This is a genomic window from Paenibacillus sp. LRG-1 (genome assembly GCF_057220305.1).
In genome coordinates this window covers 4,876,986-4,899,047 of sequence record NZ_CM170126.1, presented here as the reverse complement: position 1 = coordinate 4,899,047, position 22,062 = coordinate 4,876,986, and the positions used below count along the sequence as shown (strand labels likewise).

The 22,062-nt window shown below is 45.4% G+C and carries 23 protein-coding genes and 1 other annotated feature; of the genes, 14 read left to right on the top strand and 9 right to left on the bottom strand.

Translation table 11 applies throughout. The features are described from left to right. Positions 1 to 22 precede the first annotated feature (22 nt). From ACUUJN_RS21705 to yunB, 6 genes are all read left to right on the top strand, one after another. Entirely contained in the window at positions 23 to 1,879 is a 1,857-nt protein-coding gene (locus ACUUJN_RS21705; protein ID WP_264454551.1) for a sensor histidine kinase, read from the top strand. 99 nt (positions 1,880 to 1,978) lie between these two features. Beyond that, positions 1,979 to 3,343, top strand: coding sequence for an ABC transporter substrate-binding protein (locus ACUUJN_RS21700; RefSeq protein WP_028541412.1), 1,365 nt, complete (start codon positions 1,979 to 1,981; stop codon positions 3,341 to 3,343). 32 nt (positions 3,344 to 3,375) lie between these two features. Further along, on the top strand, positions 3,376 to 4,278 hold the full coding sequence (locus ACUUJN_RS21695) for a carbohydrate ABC transporter permease (RefSeq protein WP_023990216.1): 903 nt from the start codon (positions 3,376 to 3,378) through the stop codon (positions 4,276 to 4,278). Between the two features lie 2 nt (positions 4,279 to 4,280). Next, positions 4,281 to 5,117 (top strand): carbohydrate ABC transporter permease, encoded by an 837-nt coding sequence (locus ACUUJN_RS21690; RefSeq protein ID WP_028541414.1) that lies wholly within the window; start codon positions 4,281 to 4,283, stop codon positions 5,115 to 5,117. Positions 5,118 to 5,200: 83 nt separating this feature from the next. After that, the gene (locus ACUUJN_RS21685; protein WP_023990214.1) at positions 5,201 to 6,133 is read left to right on the top strand and encodes an aldo/keto reductase; all 933 of its coding nucleotides are present in this window, start codon (positions 5,201 to 5,203) and stop codon (positions 6,131 to 6,133) included. A 126-nt stretch (positions 6,134 to 6,259) separates the two neighbouring features. Continuing rightward, positions 6,260 to 7,069, top strand: coding sequence for a sporulation protein YunB (gene yunB, locus ACUUJN_RS21680; RefSeq protein WP_023990213.1), 810 nt, complete (start codon positions 6,260 to 6,262; stop codon positions 7,067 to 7,069). 46 nt (positions 7,070 to 7,115) lie between these two features. Here the strand turns inward: yunB and ACUUJN_RS21675 are convergent, their stop codons facing one another. After that, positions 7,116 to 8,222 (bottom strand): M23 family metallopeptidase, encoded by a 1,107-nt coding sequence (locus tag ACUUJN_RS21675; RefSeq protein WP_023990212.1) that lies wholly within the window; start codon positions 8,220 to 8,222, stop codon positions 7,116 to 7,118. A gap of 248 nt (positions 8,223 to 8,470) precedes the next feature. Between ACUUJN_RS21675 and lipA the strand changes: the two genes are divergently transcribed. Then, complete coding sequence (gene lipA, locus ACUUJN_RS21670) at positions 8,471 to 9,373, top strand: lipoyl synthase (RefSeq protein WP_023990211.1); 903 nt, start codon at positions 8,471 to 8,473, stop codon at positions 9,371 to 9,373. Between the two features lie 24 nt (positions 9,374 to 9,397). Next, entirely contained in the window at positions 9,398 to 10,312 is a 915-nt protein-coding gene (locus ACUUJN_RS21665; protein WP_028541418.1) for a YutD family protein, read from the top strand. Between the two features lie 58 nt (positions 10,313 to 10,370). Here ACUUJN_RS21665 and ACUUJN_RS21660 read toward each other — a convergent pair whose 3' ends face one another. Both ACUUJN_RS21660 and ylbJ read right to left on the bottom strand, forming a co-directional pair. Further along, positions 10,371 to 11,174, bottom strand: coding sequence for an NAD kinase (locus ACUUJN_RS21660; RefSeq protein WP_013372943.1), 804 nt, complete (start codon positions 11,172 to 11,174; stop codon positions 10,371 to 10,373). Between the two features lie 66 nt (positions 11,175 to 11,240). Then, positions 11,241 to 12,536: a sporulation integral membrane protein YlbJ gene (gene ylbJ, locus ACUUJN_RS21655; protein WP_023990209.1), complete on the bottom strand. Its 1,296-nt coding sequence runs from the start codon at positions 12,534 to 12,536 to the stop codon at positions 11,241 to 11,243. Between the two features lie 412 nt (positions 12,537 to 12,948). On the opposite strand from ylbJ, the gene ACUUJN_RS21650 reads away from it, so the two are divergent. Both ACUUJN_RS21650 and ACUUJN_RS21645 read left to right on the top strand, forming a co-directional pair. Further along, entirely contained in the window at positions 12,949 to 13,326 is a 378-nt protein-coding gene (locus ACUUJN_RS21650; protein ID WP_023990208.1) for a globin domain-containing protein, read from the top strand. Between the two features lie 42 nt (positions 13,327 to 13,368). Continuing rightward, complete coding sequence (locus ACUUJN_RS21645; RefSeq protein ID WP_023990207.1) at positions 13,369 to 14,079, top strand: DUF2225 domain-containing protein; 711 nt, start codon at positions 13,369 to 13,371, stop codon at positions 14,077 to 14,079. Between the two features lie 93 nt (positions 14,080 to 14,172). Here the strand turns inward: ACUUJN_RS21645 and ACUUJN_RS21640 are convergent, their stop codons facing one another. Together ACUUJN_RS21640 and ACUUJN_RS21635 are read right to left on the bottom strand one after the other, a co-directional pair. After that, positions 14,173 to 14,409 (bottom strand): hypothetical protein, encoded by a 237-nt coding sequence (locus ACUUJN_RS21640; protein ID WP_023990206.1) that lies wholly within the window; start codon positions 14,407 to 14,409, stop codon positions 14,173 to 14,175. Next, positions 14,406 to 14,576 (bottom strand): YycC family protein, encoded by a 171-nt coding sequence (locus ACUUJN_RS21635; protein WP_014277894.1) that lies wholly within the window; start codon positions 14,574 to 14,576, stop codon positions 14,406 to 14,408. Before ACUUJN_RS21635 ends, ACUUJN_RS21640 begins: the two co-directional genes overlap by 4 nt. Positions 14,577 to 14,673: 97 nt before the next feature. Between ACUUJN_RS21635 and ACUUJN_RS21630 the strand changes: the two genes are divergently transcribed. Together ACUUJN_RS21630 and ACUUJN_RS21625 are read left to right on the top strand one after the other, a co-directional pair. Continuing rightward, complete coding sequence (locus tag ACUUJN_RS21630) at positions 14,674 to 16,461, top strand: M3 family oligoendopeptidase (protein ID WP_071558284.1); 1,788 nt, start codon at positions 14,674 to 14,676, stop codon at positions 16,459 to 16,461. 259 nt (positions 16,462 to 16,720) lie between these two features. Then, on the top strand, positions 16,721 to 17,122 hold the full coding sequence (locus tag ACUUJN_RS21625) for a hypothetical protein (protein ID WP_023990204.1): 402 nt from the start codon (positions 16,721 to 16,723) through the stop codon (positions 17,120 to 17,122). A gap of 244 nt (positions 17,123 to 17,366) precedes the next feature. Here ACUUJN_RS21625 and ACUUJN_RS21620 read toward each other — a convergent pair whose 3' ends face one another. After that, positions 17,367 to 17,603 (bottom strand): alpha/beta-type small acid-soluble spore protein, encoded by a 237-nt coding sequence (locus ACUUJN_RS21620; RefSeq protein ID WP_013311861.1) that lies wholly within the window; start codon positions 17,601 to 17,603, stop codon positions 17,367 to 17,369. Between the two features lie 90 nt (positions 17,604 to 17,693). Further along, on the bottom strand, positions 17,694 to 18,659 hold the full coding sequence (locus ACUUJN_RS21615; RefSeq protein WP_023990203.1) for an aldose 1-epimerase: 966 nt from the start codon (positions 18,657 to 18,659) through the stop codon (positions 17,694 to 17,696). A 141-nt stretch (positions 18,660 to 18,800) separates the two neighbouring features. Beyond that, positions 18,801 to 19,059, top strand: a binding site (T-box leader). Between the two features lie 53 nt (positions 19,060 to 19,112). Between ACUUJN_RS21615 and trpS the strand changes: the two genes are divergently transcribed. Further along, entirely contained in the window at positions 19,113 to 20,102 is a 990-nt protein-coding gene (gene trpS / locus ACUUJN_RS21610; protein ID WP_071558285.1) for a tryptophan--tRNA ligase, read from the top strand. A 42-nt stretch (positions 20,103 to 20,144) separates the two neighbouring features. Here the strand turns inward: trpS and ACUUJN_RS21605 are convergent, their stop codons facing one another. Beyond that, positions 20,145 to 20,312 (bottom strand): hypothetical protein, encoded by a 168-nt coding sequence (locus tag ACUUJN_RS21605; RefSeq protein ID WP_007431986.1) that lies wholly within the window; start codon positions 20,310 to 20,312, stop codon positions 20,145 to 20,147. A 121-nt stretch (positions 20,313 to 20,433) separates the two neighbouring features. Here ACUUJN_RS21605 and ACUUJN_RS21600 point away from each other — a divergent pair, with 121 nt between their 5' ends. Next, complete coding sequence (locus ACUUJN_RS21600; protein ID WP_013311857.1) at positions 20,434 to 20,655, top strand: alpha/beta-type small acid-soluble spore protein; 222 nt, start codon at positions 20,434 to 20,436, stop codon at positions 20,653 to 20,655. Between the two features lie 253 nt (positions 20,656 to 20,908). Here ACUUJN_RS21600 and ACUUJN_RS21595 read toward each other — a convergent pair whose 3' ends face one another. Beyond that, positions 20,909 to 21,892, bottom strand: coding sequence for a metal-dependent hydrolase (locus tag ACUUJN_RS21595; protein WP_023990200.1), 984 nt, complete (start codon positions 21,890 to 21,892; stop codon positions 20,909 to 20,911). Positions 21,893 to 22,062 lie beyond the last annotated feature (170 nt).

The window sequence follows — 22,062 nt, the reverse complement described above, 5'->3', positions numbered from 1 at the left end:
TGTTAGGTGAAAGGAAGATACGATGCGCCAAGTTAAATATATGTATCAAAAATTTTTGGACAGTAGCTTTCGTACGAAATTGATGCTGTCCTATTTTTTGTTGTCTGGTTTTATCGTTTTGATCCTAGGTTTCGTTTACTTTGAAACGAGCGCACGGAATATTACTACAAATGTAACAGATAGCGTTACAAGCGTTCTGCGTAGTAATAACCAGCTGCTGGATAACAAGCTGACAGCTATTCAAAAAACCGTAGATATGATTCCGATCGACCATGATCTTCTTCAGACCATTATGAACGTGGATACTACGGATTCTTCATCGCTGTTACGAGCTGATCGCAGCATTACAAAAATTTTGTACAGATACTTTGGCAATATGGAGGAAGTGTATGCTTCCCAAATTATGACGCAAAATTATGCATATGGAAGCACTGATCGGATGTATATTCCCGTTCAGCCGTTCTATTCTTCTCCGTTGGCAACAACGGCGGTGGAAGCAGAAGGGGCTACCCAATGGATTCCCGCTTATTCGTATGCCGATACATTCCATCAGCAGGATTTAAAACGAGGCTCCTATGAGTTTAGTTCTTTATTTGCTGTGGTAAAGCAGCTCCATTTGACTGCATTAGATGATGCAGGAACCTTTCATACGCTTCCGGAGGGAAAGGAAAAACCTATACTTATATTGAATTTTCGTCCTGACTTGTTAAAAGGGGGCTTTGAAGACTATGCAGCCCGCAGCGGATTTGCACATCTATCCTATGGCATGATTCATGATAAAAATGGGATGGTCATGAGTTCGAATGGACAGCAACAAGTGGGGGAGCCCGTGGCGGATTGGCTTAAGGATGCCATTACTTCGGAACAAGGGATGAAAATGGTAAACGTTAAAGGTCAAAGCATATTACTGGTTTACGAAGCGATGAAGACGACGGGCTGGGTATCTTATATAGCCATTCCCATGGAAGATGTATTGGGACATCTGTCAACGATTCGCACCTACACGGTGTTTTTTTTAGGTTTTATGATGCTCGTTGCTGTTATTCTTGCATATTTACTGTCTGTTTACATCAGTAAGCCCATCACAGATATGAAACAGGCGATGAAAGTAATGGAGAAGGGACATTTTGATATTCGAATTCCTGTGCGTGGCTATGATGAATTGGGAGACCTGGTGATTCGGTTTAATCAAATGAATGAAAAAATTAAAGATTTAATCGAGGAAAATTACAAGTCACGTCTACGAGCCAAAGAGTCGGAGTTAATGGCACTTAATTTACAGCTGAATCCCCATTTTTTGTATAACACCTTAACGACCATGTATTGGATCGCCTTAGAGCATAAACAGCAGGAACTAGGCCAATTGATCATTAGTCTGGCGGAAATGCTGCAAATTACTACTCGAAATAAAAACGATACATGGAGTTTGGAAACCGATCTGAATTGGCTGGAAAAATACATTTATATTATGCAGAATCGCTTTGAGGACAAGTTCACGGTGGAATATGATATTGATCCCATTTTGCTTCAGGTGGAGGTTCCCAAACTTTTCTTGCAGCCTTTTGTGGAGAATTCAATTATTCACGGCTTCGCCGAAATGGAATCAGGGGGTCTGATTAGGATCACAGCCTGGATCGAGAAGCAATTGGTGTGTTTTAAAGTGGAGGATAATGGATTAGGAATTCAAGAAGATCATATACGCCGAATTCAAGCTGGAGAAATCAGATCAACGGGCATTAAAAATGTAGACAGAAGAGTACGGCTATTATATGGAATGGATTATGGCGTTACGCTCCACTCGCCAGCAGGTAAAGGGACATTCGTCCTGATTCGCATCGGAGAAATTCATAGATCTAATCAAATGACACCAATCCAATGAGAGTACGACTTTTAAAAATGTAAGCGTTTGCTAAAATGAGTTTAGTGACGAAGCAACAAACGAAAAGATAAAAAAATAAACGGTTTGGGGGCGTTACTCTTGTTAAAACGAAAATTATGGATCGTCTGCATGTGCTTGATCGTTGGGCTTATGTCAGCCTGTAGTTCAAATGAGAGCAGCAGCAAACCAGTTGATTTGCAGGGTCACGAGCAAGTGACACTGACCTATGCCAGTTGGGGTAGCACCAATGAAAAGAAGGTTCAGCAGGAAATCGCTAAAAAATTTACAGAGAAATATCCGTGGATCAAAATTAACTATATGCATATCCCCGGGGATTACGTAACCAAATTAACGACGATGTTTGCCGCCAATCAGGCACCCGATGTATTTCCCATTTATAAAGCACAGGCTCTGCAATGGGCTGAACAAGGCAAACTATATAATTTAAATGAATTTTTGAAGGAGGATAAGGAGCTAACGAAGGAAAGTCTTATTCCTAATTCAGTCATCTATTGGGATAAGGACAAAGTGGCTGGGATCAAGGTAACTGAGGAAGCTTTCGCGCTTTATTACAATAAAGATTTGTTTGATGAGGCTGGTGTTGCTTTGCCGCCAGTAAAGGCTGAGGAGGCTTGGACATGGGAGCAGTTTTTAGAGACAGCACAAAAGCTGACCATTGATAAAGCGGGAAATAATGCGCTCAGTCCCAATTTCGATGCAAGTAACATTAAACAGTATGGAGTTCGGTTTGATACATGGATGTGGCATTTGCTTGTGCCTTCCAATAACGCAAGTGTCATTTCAGACAAAGGGGACTCGCTTAATCTTGAGAGCCCTGATGTGATTGAAGCTGTTCAGAAAATGGCTGATCTGATCAACGTTTATCATGTGGCACCGTCGCCAACGCAGTCCAAAAATATACCTTCCCCGGCCGTAGCACTACAAAGTAAGCGTGTAGCGATGGATTTGGATGGACAGTGGGTTCAATTGGATCTTGGAGAATCGAAGGTGAATTTTGGTGTAGGCGTGTTACCCAAGCTGAAGAGCAGCAAAACGATCCTGTTTGGCGAACCGGAAGTGATTTCTGCCAAAACCAAACATCCTAAAGAAGCATGGATGTTTTATAAATTCTTGCTGGATGCTGAAAGCGGACTTGACATGCATTCCAGCGGATTGTGGATGCCTGTCATGAAAAAGTGGTACACCGAACCAGACTTGATTAGCAAATGGGCTGATGTCAAACCAGGTCATGCCGATGGTTACCGTGATGCTGTCATGAACCAAACGTTGCATAACGGTGTCAATTCTTACGACTATTATCTGAAAAACTCGGAAAAAATCAATGCTATCATTAACCCGGCGCTGGATCAGGTATGGCTGGGCAAGAAAACGGTGGAGCAAGCATTCAAGGAGGTTTCCGTAAAGGCTAACGCGGAATTTAAAGGGACGTATCCAAAAGAATAGGGTGAGTGTTTTGACAGAAAGAGAGGGATAGAATGCAATCATTATCTTCTATTCGTAAGAAGGAAAATTGGTTGGGGTGGCTTTTTGCCGCCCCTGCTATTCTCGGCTTTGTCATTTTTGTTCTGGGACCGATGATCGCTAGTCTCTGGTTCAGTCTTACCGATTACAAGGTTGCTTCACAGGCCCATTTTATCGGTCTGGATAATTACGTCCACTTATTTGACGGTACGGATCAATTTTTTTATAAATCACTCGGGGTTACGTTTTATTATGTGTTTCTGAGTGTGCCCTTGCAAATTATTGTAGCTTTCTTTTTGGCAATATTACTTAATCAAAAGGTAAAAGGTCTGGCTTTTTTCAGAACTGTTTTCTATCTCCCTACCATTGTGCCACTCATAGCATCGTCTATGATCTGGATGTGGCTGTTTGATCCGGATCTTGGTTTGCTAAATGTGGTATTGCGTGCGCTGCATTTGCCTGAAAGTCAGTGGATATATAGCGAAGGGTCAGTAGTTCCTACTCTGGTTTTAATGAGTTTGTGGACCGTTGGAGGAACCATGATTATTTTTCTGGCAGGCTTGCAAGATATCCCTAGACATTATTATGAAGCCATTGAAATTGACGGTGGAAACGCTCTTCATAAGCTTATGTATATTACAATTCCATTGACATCGCCCACTATTTTTTTTAATACGATTATGGGCTTCATCGGTGGGTTTCAAGTGTTTGTTCAACCTTACGTCATGACTCAGGGTGGACCCAATAACTCCAGCTTGTTTTATACCTTTTATTTGTTCCGCGAGGCATTTACTTTTTCGAATATGGGTTATGCCTGTGCTATTGCTTGGGTGCTCTTTATTGTCGTTTTGGTATTCACTGCCTTTCTGTTCAAGACGGCCCGAAAATGGGTGTATTACGAAGGCGGGGGGGCATGAACATGAAAAAACGCGGTTGGAGTTGGAGCAGGGTTTTGCTCTACGCAGTTCTCATAGTGGGCTCACTGTTTTGTATGTTTCCTTTTTACTGGCTAGTGCGAAGCTCTATGATGGATTTAAGTCAGATTTTTTTGATCCCGCCGAAATGGATTCCAGAGCCTTTTGTATTCGAGAATTTTTTACAGCCGTTTGAAGAGTTATCCTTTGGGCGCTATTTTGTGAATACATTTATCGTCGTTGCGGGTACTTTGGCGGGTGTACTTCTGTCGAGTACCATTTCTGCCTATAGCTTTGCGCGAATGAGATGGAAGGGAAGAGATAAGGTATTTGCCTTGTTATTAAGCAGCATGATGCTGCCGTTTGCAGTCACGCTGATTCCGTCATTTATTGGTTGGCAGGCATTAGGCATGGTTAATTCGTACGTTCCATTGGTATTACCTTCGTTTTTTGGTGGAGGCGTTTTTAATATTTTTTTGCTAAGACAATTCTACATGACGCTACCGCGAGAACTGGATGAAGCTGTATTTGTGGATGGAGGCAATCATTTTACGATTTTCACCCGTATTATTTTGCCTTTGTCGAGGTCGGCGATTTTGGTCATTGGATTGTTTACGTTTTTGAATACATGGAATGATTTTATGGGGCCGCTGGTTTACCTTAATGATGAGAGCAAATTTACGTTGGCGATTGGGCTGCAGCAATTTCAGGGAATATATTCGGCTCAATGGGGCGTTTTGATGGCCGCATCTTTAATTGTAGTCTTGCCTGCTATTATTCTGTTTGCCATAGGACAGAAGTATTTTATGGAAGGGATTGCCTTGACGGGGATTAAAGGATGAGAACAACTGCCAGGTACGCACTTTGATTTTTTTGGAATTTAATATTAAAATGGAAGTAACTTTCGAAAAGGAGATGACGTGAATTGGCAGAGCAAGTGCGTATTGGCAAAACAGATCTATATGTAAAACCAATTGGTTTGGGTGCAAATAAGGTGGGAGGACATAATCTCTTTTCCGGTTTGAATGATGAAACGGGTAAAGAAGTCGTTCGCACAGCTTTGGACAACGGCATCAATTTTCTGGATACGGCTTTTATTTATGGACCTGAGCACTCGGAACGGTTGATTGGTGAGGTATTGAAAGAGCGTGGTCAGCGTGATAAAGCTGTTATTGCCACGAAGGGTGCACACAAATTTGTGAACGGAGAGGTCGTTTTTGACAACTCGCCTGCTTTTTTACGTGAATCCGTTGAATCCAGCCTGAAAAGATTGCAGACCGATTATATCGATCTGTTTTATATCCATTTCCCGGACGAAGCAACGCCGAAGGCAGAAGCAGTTGGAGAATTGAAGAAGCTTAAGGACGAAGGCAAAATCAAGGCTATTGGCGTATCTAACTTTTCCATTGAACAACTTAAGGATGCGAATAGCGACGGTTATGTAGATGTGCTCCAATCCCAATATAATTTGTTTCAACGGGAAGCTGAGAAGGATCTGCTGCCTTATACCAAGGAAAATGGCATTTCGTTTGTGCCTTATTTCCCGCTAGCCTCAGGATTGCTGGGTGGTAAGTATACGAAAGACATGACCTTCACGGACATCAGAGCAAAAAATCCACTGTTTCAGGGAGATGCATTTGCTCGTAATTTGGACAAAGTGGAGCAGGTAAGGGAGATTGCCAATGCGTTGAATGCAGAGGTTGCTCATGTTGTGCTCGCATGGTATTTGACCCGCGATTCGATTGATGCCCTCATTCCAGGGGCGAAGGGGCCGGAGCAGGTGCTGGCGAATTTGAAGACGCTAAATGTCCAATTGAGTCAGGCTGATATCGAAAAGATTGACCACATTTTCAAATAATAAGTGCACCTGAAATTTGCAATTGTATATGTATTCCATCTAGAGAAGCTGCCGGACGGGCGGCTTCTTTTTCGTCCCTCCGTTGCATATCCTTGTAGGGTAAGTCCAACGCTGCGGGGGGATCGGATGATGAGAAGACCGCAATGGCACAGCGCGCCCAACAGAAGGCGACGCGGTAGACGTAGAGTATTTTTGATTGTGGTACTGGCGCTGCTGGTGGGAATCATACAGGTGGCTGCTTATGTGGAGCAGCATTTGAAGCCGCCTATGATGCACCTGGCAAAAGTACGGGTCAAACAAATGGCGACGGAGGCTATTAATTCAGCAATTACAGCACAGGTAGAGCAGGGGAAGACGGCTGATAATTTGATCGAATGGAGAACGGATGCACAAGGAAGAACCTCCGGCTTTGTTCTGAATTATGCAGAGCATATGAGAATTACGTCAGACACGCTCAAAGCAGTCAAGGCAACGATGGACAGCATGAGCCATTTTGATGAGAGTGTTCCGATTGGTCAGGCATTGGGCAGTCCACTGTTGGCAGCTTATGGACCAACGGTCCCCCTAAAGGTGGAGCCGCATGGAGCAATCAAGGTGGATTTAAATACCCGTCAACAGGATGCGGGCATAAACATGATCTTGGTGGAAGTGTACATTCGGATTACGACGGAAGTGTCCGTGGTTATACCGTTTGAGATGCAACCTCAGATTGTGGAGACGGAAATTCCGGTTTCTTATTTATTAGTGGTAGGCAACGTTCCGATGTACTACTATGACAATCAGGGGAAACCAGTGGGTAAAAATGGTGCAGCCGCTCCGCAGTTGGCGTTGCCTCCCCATTCCATAGAGAGTAGCGGCGCTGTAGATCCCAGCACAGTAAGTGTTCCAGAGGTACAGGAAGACCAAAACACCTCTAGCCAGTCCCCAACGCCATAGAGCGGAGGGGAGTGACGTGAGTTGCTCAGGAAAAACAAAAGGGACCCTATGAGGAGGTCCCTTTTGTTTTTCCTGTTTTGAGCGCTTTGCGTTCGGTCTGCTCCCACTGTCTTAATAACGGATACGGGTCAAAGGACCAATCTGCCCAACCATTGTCCCGATATATACCATAGTGCAGATGCGGTGGAAACTTACCTTGAGTACCGGGTTTTCCATAGCCCGAGCTTCCGACCCAGCCAACCGTCTGACCGGGTGTAACGATGTCTCCGTTGTGGACGGTTTTGTCAAAGCCGGAAAGATGCGCATAGTAGTGATAGCGGTTGTTGAGATCTCGGATTCCGATTCGCCATCCGCCGAAGGGATTCCAGCCCTTCATTTCAACTACACCGTAGCAGGTACTGCGAACTGGAACTCCATAGCCAGCAAACAGATCAGTTCCTTCATGTATACGGTAACCGCCCCAGCTGCGACGGCTTCCCCATGTGCTGCGGTAGCTATAAATGCTGCCTAAAGGAAGAGGGAAGGCTTGACTGACCAGATCCAGCTTGCCATACGTCCGATACAGCTTGGCAAACTGCTGAACTCTTTGAACTGCGCGGCTGTTATGGTAATATTCCCAAACGGCAATACCAAATTCATCCTCGTTGTTTCCATACTTTCCGAGATAAGATGCGATGCTGAATAGCAGATCCTTGTCATTATTACGGTCAGCGATTCCATCACCCGAACCGTCTTGTCCCAGCCCGGAAAATAGTTCAATGGAACGCGGATTTTGATCCTCCGAATCAGGGTTCATCAGGCCGGACCAGACTGGTCCCGTGATGAAAATACCTATGATCCGTTCCGCATGCTTGCGATCCCTGGGATGGGCCACTGTAAGTGTGCGTTCATACTGGTCGATGGCGGCCAGCCTGTACCAAGGAACTCCAGTCAGGGCTTCGATGGAATGATATAGAGCCAGCCTGGACGTATACGACGAAGACTGAGCATGTGAAGCATCTACATTTGCGGTCAGGCTGCTTCTGGCGGACGAGGACTGTAAGTGATTGGCAAAGGCATGGGCAGGAAGCGGACAGGCCGTTGTCAGTGTAGTAGCGCATAACAGCAGCGATAACAAACGAACAGCTCGGGCTGTCCGCGTAGGGTAAGGCACGTGAACCGACCTCCTATAGAAGGGCTTAATCGCCCGGTAAATTCTAGGCCCCGTATTCAATAGCGTGAATAGGGTGCTTTTGTTTAGATTGAGCCATATCCGCCGCTTTTATCCATGTAAAGAGTTTACTTTTTCCGGCATCAATGTCATATCAAAAAGGGAACAATGAATGGAGGTTTTTCCATGGCTTTCATGTTATAATGTATGGCAATGACAGCTTAAGCTTATCAGAAAGAAGGTCTATGCCATTGTCTAGAAAAGTGAAGGAAGCTAAGCCCGACTGGATTCGTATTAAACTTACGACAGGCGATAACTATCAGGAAATCAAGAGCATGATGCGTTCCAAGACATTACATACCGTATGTGAGGAGGCACGATGCCCTAATATATATGAATGCTGGGCCAATAGGACAGCTACATTTATGATTTTGGGTGATACTTGTACGCGTGCGTGTCGTTTTTGCGCAGTAAATACGGGAATGCCTACGGAACTGGACTTGCAGGAGCCTGAACGCGTCGCTGAAGCGGCTGAAAACATGAATTTGAAGCACTGTGTCGTAACCAGTGTGGCTCGCGACGATTTGAAAGATGGAGGTGCTACTATATTTGCAGAAACGGTTCGTGCGATTCGCCGCCGGTTACCTTTTTGCAGTGTAGAAGTATTGATTCCCGATTTTATGGGCGATATTGAATCGCTACGAATCGTCATGGATGCCAAGCCAGATATTCTGAATCATAATATTGAAACGGTGGAGCGAATGTCCGACAAAGTTCGGGCTAAAGCGAAATACCGTCGCTCTCTGGAGCTGCTTCAACGTGCGAAGCAATTAAATCCGGCTATTCCAACGAAATCAAGCATCATGCTAGGTGTCGGGGAAGAGTGGGACGAGATCTTACAAACCATGGATGATCTGCGTAAAGTCGATTGTGACATTATGACAATTGGTCAATATTTGCAGCCGTCCGAGAAACATTTATATGTGCAAAAATATTATCCACCGGAAGATTTTGCGAAGTTAAAGGAAGAGGGATTACAGCGGGGATTCAGCCACGTCGAATCCGGACCGTTGGTCCGCAGCTCCTACCAAGCGCATGAGCAGGTGAAGTCAGCCGCTCAGCATAAGGAAGAAGGCGCCCTTTCGCAGGCTTGATCCGGGAAAGGCGGTCAGAATAGCTTGTTTCAAATCGGTGGTAAAAACTATGAATTGTTGCAGGATCACAAGAACGGGTGGAATCCCGAAGCGTTTCGTGATCGGTATAGTGAAGTGCTGGATCGCTATGATTACATTATTGGTGATTGGGGTTACAATCAGCTACGTCTGAAGGGCTTTTATCGAGACGGTCATCCCAAAGCAAATAAGGATACATCTATAGTGATACTGGACGATTACATTAATGAATACTGCAATTTTGGCTGTGCCTATTTTGTGTTGCAAAAAAGTCGTGAAGTGGTTAATAAAAACGGGGTCAATGATGAAATCATTGCTCCAGATATTCAGCAGTTGGTAGATGCTCAAAGGGAACAAGCAGGAACGCTAGAACCCGAAGAGCAGCAAGAAGTATTGCAACATACAGCTGGAGAACAGGAGTGGCCGCAATCACAGCAGGATTCCACAGCTACGGAGGAATCGCGAGTGGAGCAGCCTCGAGAATCCCGGGAACCACGCGAGTTGCAACGTCGGGAATCGAAGGATGCCCAGGAAGTACGTGAGCGACAGCCGCGTGAAGCTCGCGAAAGTCGTCCATCCAGAGAAGGACGTGAAGGAAATCGGCAGCGTGAGCCACGTGAAGCACGCGATTCGCGCCAGCCAAGAGAACCACGTGAAGCAAAGGATGGACGCAATCCGGGTGAAGGGCAGCAAGCCCGGGAACCACGTAGACAGCGCAATCAGCAAGGGAGTTTCGATAAAAAGGAATCGCGTGGACCACGCTATGAGCGTCAATCAAAGGAAAATCGGGAGGGACGGCAAGTTCGTGTCTCTCGTGAACCTGAGGGCCAGCGTCAGACCCAGCCAGCTGCTAAAGCCGAAAGAGCTGAGGGTAGTAAAAAGAATAAAACATTTACAGCTCCACAACAAAACGGTTCCTGAATTTTCAGGAACCGTTTTGTTTGTAAAAAAAGAGCCAAAGTCGGCTCTTTTATAGATTCTAATTAAGAAAAGCGTTGCGTACTCGATCCCAAAATGGGAAAGGACGGTAACGAGCGAAGCTGATCTTCTGACTTGCGACCTGACATCGAACAGAAATTAAGTCATCTACAGGAAAGTTGAGGTGATCTACTGTCAATAAGAGACGCTGATCTTTCCGTGAAAAAATATCACAATGATGGTGTTTTGGCAGTAGCAATGGCGATCCCAGTGTCCGATACACGCGGTTATTAATGGAAGCGATCTCAGTCAATTGCAATGCTTCAATGGTGGGATGAACCATAGCTCCGCCAAGTGCTTTATTATAGGCGGTCGTTCCTGAGGGGGTAGAAACACATATACCATCACCGCGAAACATTTCAAAGGTGATATCGTTAATATCTACTTGGGCAACGACAGTGCCATCCACCCCTTTTAATGTAAATTCATTCAAGGCAATAAAAGAAGCATTGCCTGACTTCTTGTGAATTTCCAACTCAATCAGTGGATACTTAACGATTCTCGGGTTAAGCGGTCCTTCAGATCCGCTTTGGCTCATCAGGTGGATTAGCTCCTCCAGCTCGTCCGCACGCCAATCAGCGTAAAAGCCTAGATGACCGGTATGTACACCAACAAAGGCAATATCCGGAATGCGGTCGATGAAGGTATGAAACGCATGAAGCATCGTACCATCGCCTCCAATAGACACGACGATTTCCGGCGATTCGGCATCCAGCTTGAAATTCTTTTCTTGGGCAAGACGGTGAAATTGCTGACTCAAGTCCATGGAGTGCTGATCCCCGCGATCCAGAACATAATATCTCAAGATGAAAAGCTCCTTTGTCATGGGTATATATCGATCATAATCAATTATGAGCAAGAACACAATCGTTCATTGCCTGTGTGTTCTTCTCAAACGTACATATAAGCGACTTGTACCCACACTCAACCATGAGAGACTAAGCATTCCAGCCAGTATAAAGGCAAGAAACAGCAGACTTTGCAACAACATGACGGACGAGAAGCCAGGAGACCACGCGATGTCGTATATCGGAGAAAAGACTGGAGAACTTCCCTGTCCCATAAGAGGCCGCCATAACACGAGAGCTAGCAGTGCTGAGATGATGCCGTGCGCAGCCCGGGCCAACAAAAATGGCAAATAACGAAGATCCGTCATATTTAAAATACTTGCAACCTGCGCATGAACCGACAGCCCGCCCCAGGAGAGAACAAAAGCGGCTGCGGCTACCTTGAATGGTAACGCCGCTGCCGTGGCTTTACCTGCGGCTTGCGCTCCTAAAGTGACTTCGAAAATACCACCCACAATGGACTCCGTTAACGTAGGAGGAAGACCACATGCAGTCAATAGGCTTGCTGTAAGCAGATGAAGCCCGCTCATTAAACCGGAGTTCGTCAAAGCTTCTAAAATGACGCAGAAGAATACAACTAGCCCTCCTACGACAATAATAAGGCGTAGGGAGGAAGTAATCGCCTGACGAAGTAACTCACCCAATGGGCGACCATCTTCCAAACGAGCTGTATGCATGGCATATAATGCTTGGCGTAGGGGTCCAGGCTGCCTATTGCGATCTGCTGCTTTTGTATTCTTGGACTTCGACCAGGCTTTTTGAGTAGGTTGGCGGTCGCTGCGAGTACCTGTTTCCCCTGAACGGGAACCGTGGAAGCGCATAAGCAGCCCGATGATGAGCACGCCACCATAATGGGCCGCGCCTAGTACGAGTGCAATTTCTGGTTGATGGAAGAAGCCAACGGAAACCGCACCGATCAAAAATATCGGATCAGAGGAAGTAGTAAACGCGACCAAACGCTCTCCTTCAATGCGTGTGATCCATTTTTGCTCCCACAGCTTGGCTGTTAGTTTAGCTCCAATCGGGTAACCGGATGCACAGCTGACCGCAGCGACAAAACCCCCACAGCCAGGTACACGGAATAGAGGCTGCATCAGCGGATCCAACAGCGCACCTATGAAATGAACAATTCCGAAACCGAGGAGAAGCTCGGAAATAACGAAAAACGGGAATAAAGACGGAAACAGCACGTCCCACCAGATGGCAAGCCCCCGAAGCCCGGCATTCAGAGAAGATTGCGGGTATACAGCCATAAGCATAAACAGGAATAGCAGTGTAAGGATGAGCAGAGGAAGCGAGTAACGACGGTATAGCGACATAGAGGCCCCTCCTTTGGTGTTGTACTAATATACCTATGTCGGGGATGGACAAAGAGTACAAAAAAATCAAAGAAAACGGTTACATTTATTGCTGTATTTTTGTAAATAGTATGTTAAAATAGGAAAACAACGATCCATAACCTTAAGGATGGAGTGATCAGGATGAGTATCGTTGCCGGTCTGTTCGTATGTGCTTTTGTGTATGTTATTCGTGCCTCTCTCGTCCATCCCGGTGAAGAGGATTGGCGGAGTTATTAGTGGTATTTATAGAATGACGAAGCTGTGTGCAACGAAGCACACCCTCTTCATATGTTAAATTGATAAAATGACGCTTATTTTTAGCGTCATTTTTTGTTTTTTGTTATAATACGGGTGTATATTTATTACCATAGCACAGAAAGTTGGAGAAAAAGTGAACCCTAGCCTGAGCATTTATGACAACCTTGGGGGTGCGGAAGGTGTTCGTGCTATTATTGAGGCCTTCTACCCGAGAGTTTATAAAGATCCGTTGTTAAGTCCCCTGTTTCCTAAAGACATGGAACCGGTTAAGGAAAAGCAGTATATGTTCCTGAGCCAGTTTTTTGGAGGACCGTCCCTTTTTTCTGATGCATATGGTCATCCGATGTTACGTGCCAGACATATGAAGTTTCCCGTAACGGAGGAGCGAGCAGAGGCATGGTTGTCTTGTATGGCAGGTGCGTTAACGGATACGGGCATTGAGGAGCCGCTTCGTTCAATCATACTTAACCGTTTGTCTGGTCCTGCGCATCATTTTGTAAATACCCCGTAAGCTTTCGGGGATTGCCGAATTTTGGAGAGGGTTGTAAAAACATTGGAACTTGAACCGTTATATCAGATCAAAATCATTTGCCCACATTGCGAAGAAGAATTTCAGACATCCCGTGTAAGACCAAGCCTAAAGAAGGCCATTCGTACGGATTCAGATTTTTGTGCTTATTATAAGAATGAAAATCCGGATTTTTATGTCGTAAGGGTCTGTCCTCATTGTGGATTTACCTCGACAGAGCACTCTACCGTTCAGTTAAGCGAACAGCAAACCAAGATATTCAAGGATAAAATCGGTAATCGCTGGCAGTCTCGCGAATATGGCGGGCATCGTAGCTGGGAAGAGGCATTAGAAACGTATAAACTGGGTTTACTATGTGCCCAGGTCATCGGAGAAAAGGAACGCGTAGTAGCTAGTCTATTACAGCATATCGCTTGGATGTACAGATACCAGGGAAATGAGGAGCAGGAGCTTCGCTTTCTCAAATTTAGCCTGGATTCTTATGTTCGGGTCTATGAGCTGGAGGGTGTCGGGGCGAATAATGCCAAACTGCTTTATCTGATTGGTGAATTGCATCGACGTACAGGCAACTTTAACGAAGCGGTACGCTGGTTTTCGCGTGTCATTAATGACAAAAAGATTATGGATGCAGCCATGATCCGGGCTTCCCGTGAACAGTGGTCTGTACTGCGAGAACAAATGCTGGCTAAAAATTACCAACTGCCAGAGGAAATGCAAGACGCAAGCTCCTCCTGAAGAAATAAAGGTGTGCACTATGGCCGATTTAGGCTCATGGTTCACACCTTGTTTGTAAAACGGGGTTATCTTATCTTACAAATGCCTCATGAATTAATGATGACGCAATGTGGTATCTGACAGCAAATAATCGTCATCACAATCCACTAAAGTAACCTTGTTATGGCAGCATGGAAACACAAGCAGCTTTTTCATACCTTCGTGTATGAGCTTAAGTTCTTTTGGCTTCAGGGGCAGCAAAACATTATCATGGTCGCAAAACGGACAAGACTGTACATAAACGTCTCCCATGACGATGTCATAAGGCCAGGTTTTATGAAAAGGGATCATGATTTGTCCGATTCTCCGCCGTTCGGGTCAGCGGTTTCTTCTTTAGCCAGTTCGGCTAGCTTTTGCATCAAAATGTGCTGGGGTGTATGCATAAGGTGTTCCAGCGGAATGCCGAGCTTTTCGGATAATTTCACAGCCGTTTCCGGCGAAATTTGTAAGGGTCTCATCCTGTTTTCCTCCCAATTGTAGTGATTTACTATCACGATGTAGCTTTATTGTATCTGAAACCACAAGAATTCGCCAAAAAAGAAAGGTGGAACTATTATGAAAACACCGTTAAAGCAAACATGGGATCTGGAATCTATTTTTAGCGGAGGATCTTCCTCTGCCTCATTTCTTGCATTTTTGGAAGAAATGGAAAGCAAGGTCCAACAACTGCAAGCTCAGCTTAAAGCAGCCAAAGTACCACAAACGGTATTGGATACCGAGCGTCTGGATAGTGTACTGAATAGCATACAGGAGCTGTTTAATGGTGCGTCGCAGGCGGGTTCCTTTGTCTCTTGTCTAACTGCTCAAAACCAGCACGACAAGCTGGCTGTTCAACTGGGTGCGCGTGTCAATACGCTATATGCCCAAGGAAAAAGTGCTTTAGTATCTTTCCAGAACTTGCTGGCACAAACCAGTGAAGACATTTGGCAGAAATGGATGGAGCGGGAAGCTATCCAGCCGATTTCTTTTGTCCTGACCGAATATCGGAACGAAGCACGTGAAAAAATGGCTCCTGAGCTGGAAAGCCTTGCATTGGATCTGGCAGTGGATGGCTACCATGGCTGGGGCGACTTTTATGATACCATTGTCAAAAATATGACGATCCCTGTGCCAGAAAATGGCGAGATCGTAAACCTGTCTGTAGGTCAGGCAGCTAATAAGCTGGATGAAGCAGATCGCAGCGTACGTAAAGACGTGTTTGCACGTTGGGAAGAGGCATGGGCTCAGGTAGAGGACTATTGCGCGGATACATTGAATCATTTGGCAGGCTTCCGTCTGAAGCTATATGAAAAACGAGGCTGGACAGATGTGCTTAAGGAACCGCTGGAAATCAGCCGTATGTCTGCACAAACGCTGGATACGATGTGGCAGGTTATTAATGAAACAAAGCCTATTGTAGTCAAATACTTGGAGCGGAAAGCAAAACTGCTGGGCTTAGAGAAGCTGTCCTGGCATGACGTTGAAGCTCCGCTGGGGACGTCAACTACTAAAATCCCTTACGACGATGCTGCTGTAACGATTGTTGAGCAATTTGGTAAATTTAGCTCGAGAATGGCTGACTTTGCCCAAATGGCTTTTGAGAAAAGCTGGATCGAAGCAGAAGATCGTCCAGGCAAACGTCCGGGTGGTTTCTGTACATCTCTGCGTCTGAGCAAAGAGACCCGTATTTTTATGACCTATGCCGGATCACCATCCAATGTTTCGACACTGGCCCATGAGCTCGGACACGGTTATCATCAGCATGTGATGAATGAATTGCACCCATTGAATCAAAATTATGCCATGAACGTAGCTGAGACGGCATCGACGCTGGCAGAACTAATTGTATCAGATGCGTTGCTGGAAGCTGCCGAGGGTCAGGAGAAGGTGGCTTTGCTGGAGGATAAAATTCAGCGTGGTGTAGCCTTCTTTATGAACATTCATGCCCGTTTCCTGTTTGAAACCCGTTTTTACGAGCTGCGGAAAAAAGGAGTCGTAGGAGCACAACAATTAAGCGAGTTGATGGAACAAGCGCAGCGTGAAGCGTTTAGTGGTGTCCTGGATGAGGCTCATCCTCATTTTTGGGCATCCAAGCTGCATTTCTATATTACGAATACTCCTTTCTACAACTTCCCGTACACATTCGGGTATATGTTCAGTGCAGGAATTTACGCTTTTGCGAAGGAAAATCCTGACGGCTTCGCCGACCAATATGATGCCTTGCTGCGTGATACAGGTCGCATGACAGTCGAAGAATTGGCTTCCAAGCACTTAGGTACCGATTTAACACAGGCTGACTTCTGGCGTAATGCTGCGCAAGTTACTGTTCAGGATATTGAGCAATTTTTACAAATGACAAAATAACGGATTTACACTTTAGAGGTCTCCCACGAGGGAGGCCTTTTTTGTAATTTTTGCAGAAGATGATGAACAAAGTCGCAAAATGTCGAAGTGTAATTAACATTACCTGTTGGCGAAATTTAAAATGATGGATATACTTAGAAAATAGTTATAAATACCCAATTATGTTGGTTTTGATTGTAAGGTTAAAAATCTTCGCATATAATTGAGCCGTAAGACCTATTAAATATTTTTGGATAAGGTATATAGGAGGGTTTTTGTAATGGATGAAGTAGGTCAATTGTCGTTGGCAAGGCAGATGGATATCGTTTTAAAAGAACTGGATAATGAACTGGCGGGTTTGTCGTCAGGTATCGTATTTGTACAAATACGTAACAATGTAGTTGGGAAATTTGGGATTCGTCATAATCCGCTTGCAGGTAAAGGTGGCACATTTGCAGCAGTAGAACCGGGGTTATCAGTAAAGCATCGGGAGGATTTTCGGCGTATGGCCCTAGAAACGCTAAATCATAAGCGTAGCTGGACTCATGGTGAGATTGCTTTCGATTTTGCCATCAGACAAGGAACGATTTTGGTAGATGCAACACTGGAGTCCAACTACAACATGGCGAATCTCATGATCCGCTACAACAAGCCTACATACCGAGCGGCTAATTCGGAATAAACATTTATATGAGAATTTTGCAAATATCCCATAAGCGACTTCCAATGAACAAGATATAGATCGAAATGGTTAGTTCGTCTATATCTTGCACTTCGGAGCGACTGGAATCGAATTTTGCAAAATCCTGATAAAAAAGAGTAAAGAAAAGGCGGCCTTCCTAGGGAAGACCGCCTTTGTTATATGCCCGTTATAACGCATTTTGGTAAATTACGATGAACGGAATGCTCACGCGGAATAATGACGCTTATTGACCTGAACGACCTGATAATTGCTGTTCGGCCAGCTGTACCAAGCGTTTAGTGATATAGCCTCCCAGAGAACCAGCTTCACGGGATGGCATGTCACCGTAGTAACCATCTGCCGGAATGGTGATGCCCAGCTCTTGTGCAGCTTCATATTTCAATTGTTGCAATGCGTTGTTGGCTTGAGGAACAACTAGGTTGTTACTGCGACGGCTTCTGCCTTGATTAGCTTCATTCATGTGTAGTCACCTCCTTCGGCTGTGATGAGGTTAGTATGCGACAGAGTTATGAAAATATGCGCCGAAGGAAGAAAAGTGACTAGAGGAAAATTACGGATATATGATATGAATCTGAGTTTTGAGGTCGATGGATTGCTGAGGCTCCAGACGGATCAGCCCGGCTTCCCCGACAGGATCAGGTGAATTGGGCGCATCAGGCAGCCATGTATAAGGCTCAATGCAAAGATACTGGTCGCATTCACCTTTGGTATATAAAACCCAATACTTATAGTATTGCTCATCTGCTGTGTAGCGGATTTGATAACCGTCGTCACGGGTCAAAAGAGCTTCAGCAGGGCCTTCCGTTGCCCGCAGCAGCGTATCTAGATTTGTTCCTTTCAGAGAAAGTCCGGAAGAGAGCTGTTCCAAGTCGTCCAACGAAGTAATGATACCTGTAGGTAGCTGTTCAGCATCCTGCTCATAGACGCCGTTCACAGGCAGCTTTAGGCGCCAGCGCTCAGGTTCTCCGTCCACCATAAACCAAGTGTGATATCCCAAGCCAAATGGAGCTGCTTTTTCACCCAAATTCGTTACGCGCAGCGTTTGACTTAATACAGCACCCTGTAAGCGATACGTCATCTCCAGACGTAAAGGAATGGGGAATTGTTCCATCCAGTGCGGATCACTTTCTGTTAAAAGCTCGGTAGTAACACTGCAACCTTCTTCATCCTCTTCAATATCACTGCAGCGCCAGGATTGATTACGATGCAGACCGTGTATATGATTGTCATTGGCAGTATTTCGGTCGAACTGATAAGGAACACCGTCAAACTCAAATTGTCCCTTGCGAATTCGGCCTGGAGGAATCAAAATGGGCAAGCCAAAATGATAAGGCTTTTGTAAATAGAAAGCCAATTCTTCCTCACCAGGCCGACGTACGATATCCCGGTCGAGCTTCAGATCACGCACTGAGATAATATTATTCCCGAGGCGAGGGATCATCGTAACTTCGAGTTCACCACTATGTAAAACATACGTGTCGTAACCGTTCCAGTGTTCTTTGGTCACTTGTTTCATATCCATGCTCCTTTGTCCACTATAATCGGTTGAAGCTTCGTGTCATTATGATAACAGATTTTTGATCGTAGGGCACAATCGTCATTTGACAATAACATTATGCGGAATTATCATTAATGTAGTTTAGAAAGTAATGACATGGATAACACGATGATGAGGACAAGTAAGCTTTCGCATAAGCTCTTCAGAAAGCCGGTGGTGGATGGGAACCGGTGAGCCTGCACTGCTGAATGGACCTTGGAGTGCCGCACAGAACAGGATTCTACTGTCCTCAGTATGACGGCCGATTGCTCCCCGTTAACGGAGCTTTAAGATTGCAGGCAGCCACGGAGCATAGCTCTGACAAGTAATAGGCTGACGGCAATGAATAAGGGTGGTACCACGGTCTCGCGTCCCTTGAGGATGCGGGGCCTTTTTGCGTTCTAATTTTGAAATAAACTGAGGAGGAAGAATATGAAAACTGTACTTTCAGGTATTCAGCCTAGCGGACAACTTACTTTGGGCAATTACATTGGTGCAATGAAAAACTTTGTCAAATTGCAAGAGGATCATCAATGCTACTTTATGGTCGTGGACCTTCATGCAATTACCGTACCGCAGGAACCGGCCCAATTACGTGAGCAGTCGGAGGCGGTAGCGGCATTATTTATCGCAGCAGGTATTAACCCGGATAAATCCAATGTCTTTTTACAATCCCATGTTCCTCAGCACGCTGAGCTGGGATGGTTGATGACAACACTGACGAATATGGGCGAGCTGGAACGTATGACTCAGTTTAAGGACAAAGCGGCAGGCAAGGACTCCGTAGGAGCAGGGCTGTTCGTATATCCATCGTTGATGGCAGCTGACATTTTGCTCTACAACGCGGATCTCGTTCCGGTAGGCGACGATCAGAAACAGCATCTGGAGCTGACACGCGATTTGGCGGGTCGCTTTAATCACCGTTACGGAGATTATTTTACTGTTCCCGAACCGTATATCCCTGAAGTAGGGGCGAGAATTATGTCCCTGGATGATGTATCTAAAAAAATGAGTAAGAGCAATCCGAATGCAGGCAGCTTTATTGCCCTGCTGGACGAACCGAAAGTCATACGCAAGAAAATTAGCCGCGCTACGACCGATTCTGGCAGTGAGGTTAGATATGATCCGGCCAATAAACCAGAAATTAGTAATCTGATGGGCATCTACAGTCAATGTTCCGGTTTGTCGCTCCAAGAAGTGCAGGATCGCTATGAAGGTCAAATGTACGGAACATTTAAAAAAGAACTGGCAGAGACCGTTGTAGCTATGCTTGAACCGATTCAGCAGCGCTATCGCGACATCCGGGAATCCGGTGAGATTGGACGTATTTTGGCCCAATCCGCAGAGCGCGCACAAGAAGCGGCTGAAGTCACGTTGTCTGCGGTCAAAGAGCGCATGGGCTTTCTGCCACGTCTACGCTAAAGCATATTGCTGGCAAAATAGATTAGGCCCTATAGGATTGGCTTAGGAGCGGCGTTGTCGGGCTTTGACCACGAAACCCCAGCCGATATTGCCGACAGATAATAGCCCCAGTAGAATGGCAAGCCATGCGGAATAACTGATGGATATAGCGGCTGCGGTCAGCAGGACAATGGATGAAACGGCGAACCATAGGGATAAACCTTTGCTCATTGGTAAAAACCTCCAGTGTTCGAATGTTGAATTTCAGGAATAAGTAGTTGTAAGCGAGCCATAATAATCTTGCAAGCTTGCAATGAACCTCACTCACAAAGAACTGAAAGGAGATTCAAATATGAGCAGACGTCGTTCAAACAACCTGCAAGTACCGCAGGCCAACGCCGCTTTACAACAATTAAAATATGAGGCAGCTCAAGAACTTGGCATCACCATCCCTCAGGACGGTTACTTCGGTAATGTTGTTTCCCGCGAAACAGGTTCGCTTGGGGGATATATCACGAAAAAGCTGGTCCAACAAGCAGAACAATCCTTGTCGGGCAGCAGCCGTTTGCAGTAATACACATAAACACTCCATCTTGGAAGCTGTATTATGAGCAACTGTGATGAAGAAAATCCGGAGCGATCATGCTCCGGATTTTTTTACGCATGGCCTATGACCATTGTGAATCACGCAAGTCCGCTTCGTCAAGAGGGCGCTTTCATGAGATCTGATTTTTTGCGGGAGTGACCAAAAAAACAGCAAGCTCCCAGATTAAGGGTAGCTTGCTGTCTGTTGTTCATACGGCTTGTTGTTAGCTTGTAAGCAGGTTTTAATTCGTATGCAGGGAAAGGCGTTTTTGCATCTTTTCGTCACTGAGCCATCCAATATAGCTGTTGATCAGTCCGAACTGCTTATCCATCGCGACCACAGCCACGAATGGATATTGTCTCCGGTGTCGATACCTGACGTCTCCCCATCGCACAATATAGCCCCATTCCAGTTCCTCCACCTCGGCAACGGCAAAGGAGGAAAAATAGCGAAATGCCTGCACATCGCGATAGGATTTGGAGGCTTCTACGGCAGGATGTGTGGATGGAATTGCATGTTTCGTCCAAAATAAGTGTTTGCCATTTAATCCGCCAATGTCATAACTTCCATTCTGATGAGCTTTTACCACATGCCACCGGTTCCATGATACGGTGGGAATGATATAATAGATGTCGCCCTCCTGACGCTCATTGTCCATATTACGTACCGCTTTTCTGGTTATAAAATGACTCCAGGTTCGCCAAATGTAATATAGGCCAATAATAACGTACAGCGTAATAAATAAGGGAGCGGGTGGAGTCAATCCGGTGATCCACAGCATAATCGCAGCAACATGGGTGCCAAAAATAAAGGGATCGAAAATATGGATGATATTCCAAGATATCCACTTGTTTGTAAACGGCCGGAATGCCTGTGTTCCGTACGTATTAAATAAATCTGTGAATACATGCAGGCAGACGGCAATCGTTACCCATAATGCTACATGACCTGGGGGCACATCTCTGAAGATCAGGCAAATCAGTCCTGTTATGGACAAGATCCATATCAACCAGAAGGGAATTGAATGCGACAGTCCACGGTGATTGCGAATGTAGGCTGCATTGTTTTTCAACCGAAGCAAAGTGTCAAAATCCGGAGCTTGTGACCCTACGACTGTAGCGAGCAGTATGACTGCGGCCAACTTTGGATCTCCGGCGACGACAGGATCAGTGTAGGCCAGCCCGGCCAATCCGATTCCCATGACAAAGTGTGTGGCTGTATCCATATCTGTCGCTCCTTTTGTATTGTTTCCTGTACTTATTACTACCCAAATTTACTGTAAACGATCAGCAGGGGCGATTTGCCATCGGAATTGTGAACGTTTTGTGCGTTTTCTGTCAAACTTTTTGGGGTAGGTATATGATAAAATTTATATCGGAGTTCAACTTACTCCCG

Coding starts and splice junctions, on each gene's coding strand:
- ACUUJN_RS21705 (WP_264454551.1), top strand. CDS start 23: ATGCGCCAAGTTAAATATATGTATCAAAAATTTTTGGACAGTAGCTTT.
- ACUUJN_RS21695 (WP_023990216.1), top strand. CDS start 3,376: ATGCAATCATTATCTTCTATTCGTAAGAAGGAAAATTGGTTGGGGTGG.
- ACUUJN_RS21690 (WP_028541414.1), top strand. CDS start 4,281: ATGAAAAAACGCGGTTGGAGTTGGAGCAGGGTTTTGCTCTACGCAGTT.
- yunB (WP_023990213.1), top strand. CDS start 6,260: ATGATGAGAAGACCGCAATGGCACAGCGCGCCCAACAGAAGGCGACGC.
- ylbJ (WP_023990209.1), bottom strand. CDS start 12,536: ATGTCGCTATACCGTCGTTACTCGCTTCCTCTGCTCATCCTTACACTG.
- ACUUJN_RS21640 (WP_023990206.1), bottom strand. CDS start 14,409: ATGATCCCTTTTCATAAAACCTGGCCTTATGACATCGTCATGGGAGAC.
- ACUUJN_RS21635 (WP_014277894.1), bottom strand. CDS start 14,576: ATGAGACCCTTACAAATTTCGCCGGAAACGGCTGTGAAATTATCCGAA.
- ACUUJN_RS21630 (WP_071558284.1), top strand. CDS start 14,674: ATGAAAACACCGTTAAAGCAAACATGGGATCTGGAATCTATTTTTAGC.
- ACUUJN_RS21625 (WP_023990204.1), top strand. CDS start 16,721: ATGGATGAAGTAGGTCAATTGTCGTTGGCAAGGCAGATGGATATCGTT.
- ACUUJN_RS21620 (WP_013311861.1), bottom strand. CDS start 17,603: ATGAATGAAGCTAATCAAGGCAGAAGCCGTCGCAGTAACAACCTAGTT.
- ACUUJN_RS21615 (WP_023990203.1), bottom strand. CDS start 18,659: ATGAAACAAGTGACCAAAGAACACTGGAACGGTTACGACACGTATGTT.
- trpS (WP_071558285.1), top strand. CDS start 19,113: ATGAAAACTGTACTTTCAGGTATTCAGCCTAGCGGACAACTTACTTTG.
- ACUUJN_RS21605 (WP_007431986.1), bottom strand. CDS start 20,312: ATGAGCAAAGGTTTATCCCTATGGTTCGCCGTTTCATCCATTGTCCTG.
- ACUUJN_RS21600 (WP_013311857.1), top strand. CDS start 20,434: ATGAGCAGACGTCGTTCAAACAACCTGCAAGTACCGCAGGCCAACGCC.
- ACUUJN_RS21595 (WP_023990200.1), bottom strand. CDS start 21,892: ATGGATACAGCCACACACTTTGTCATGGGAATCGGATTGGCCGGGCTG.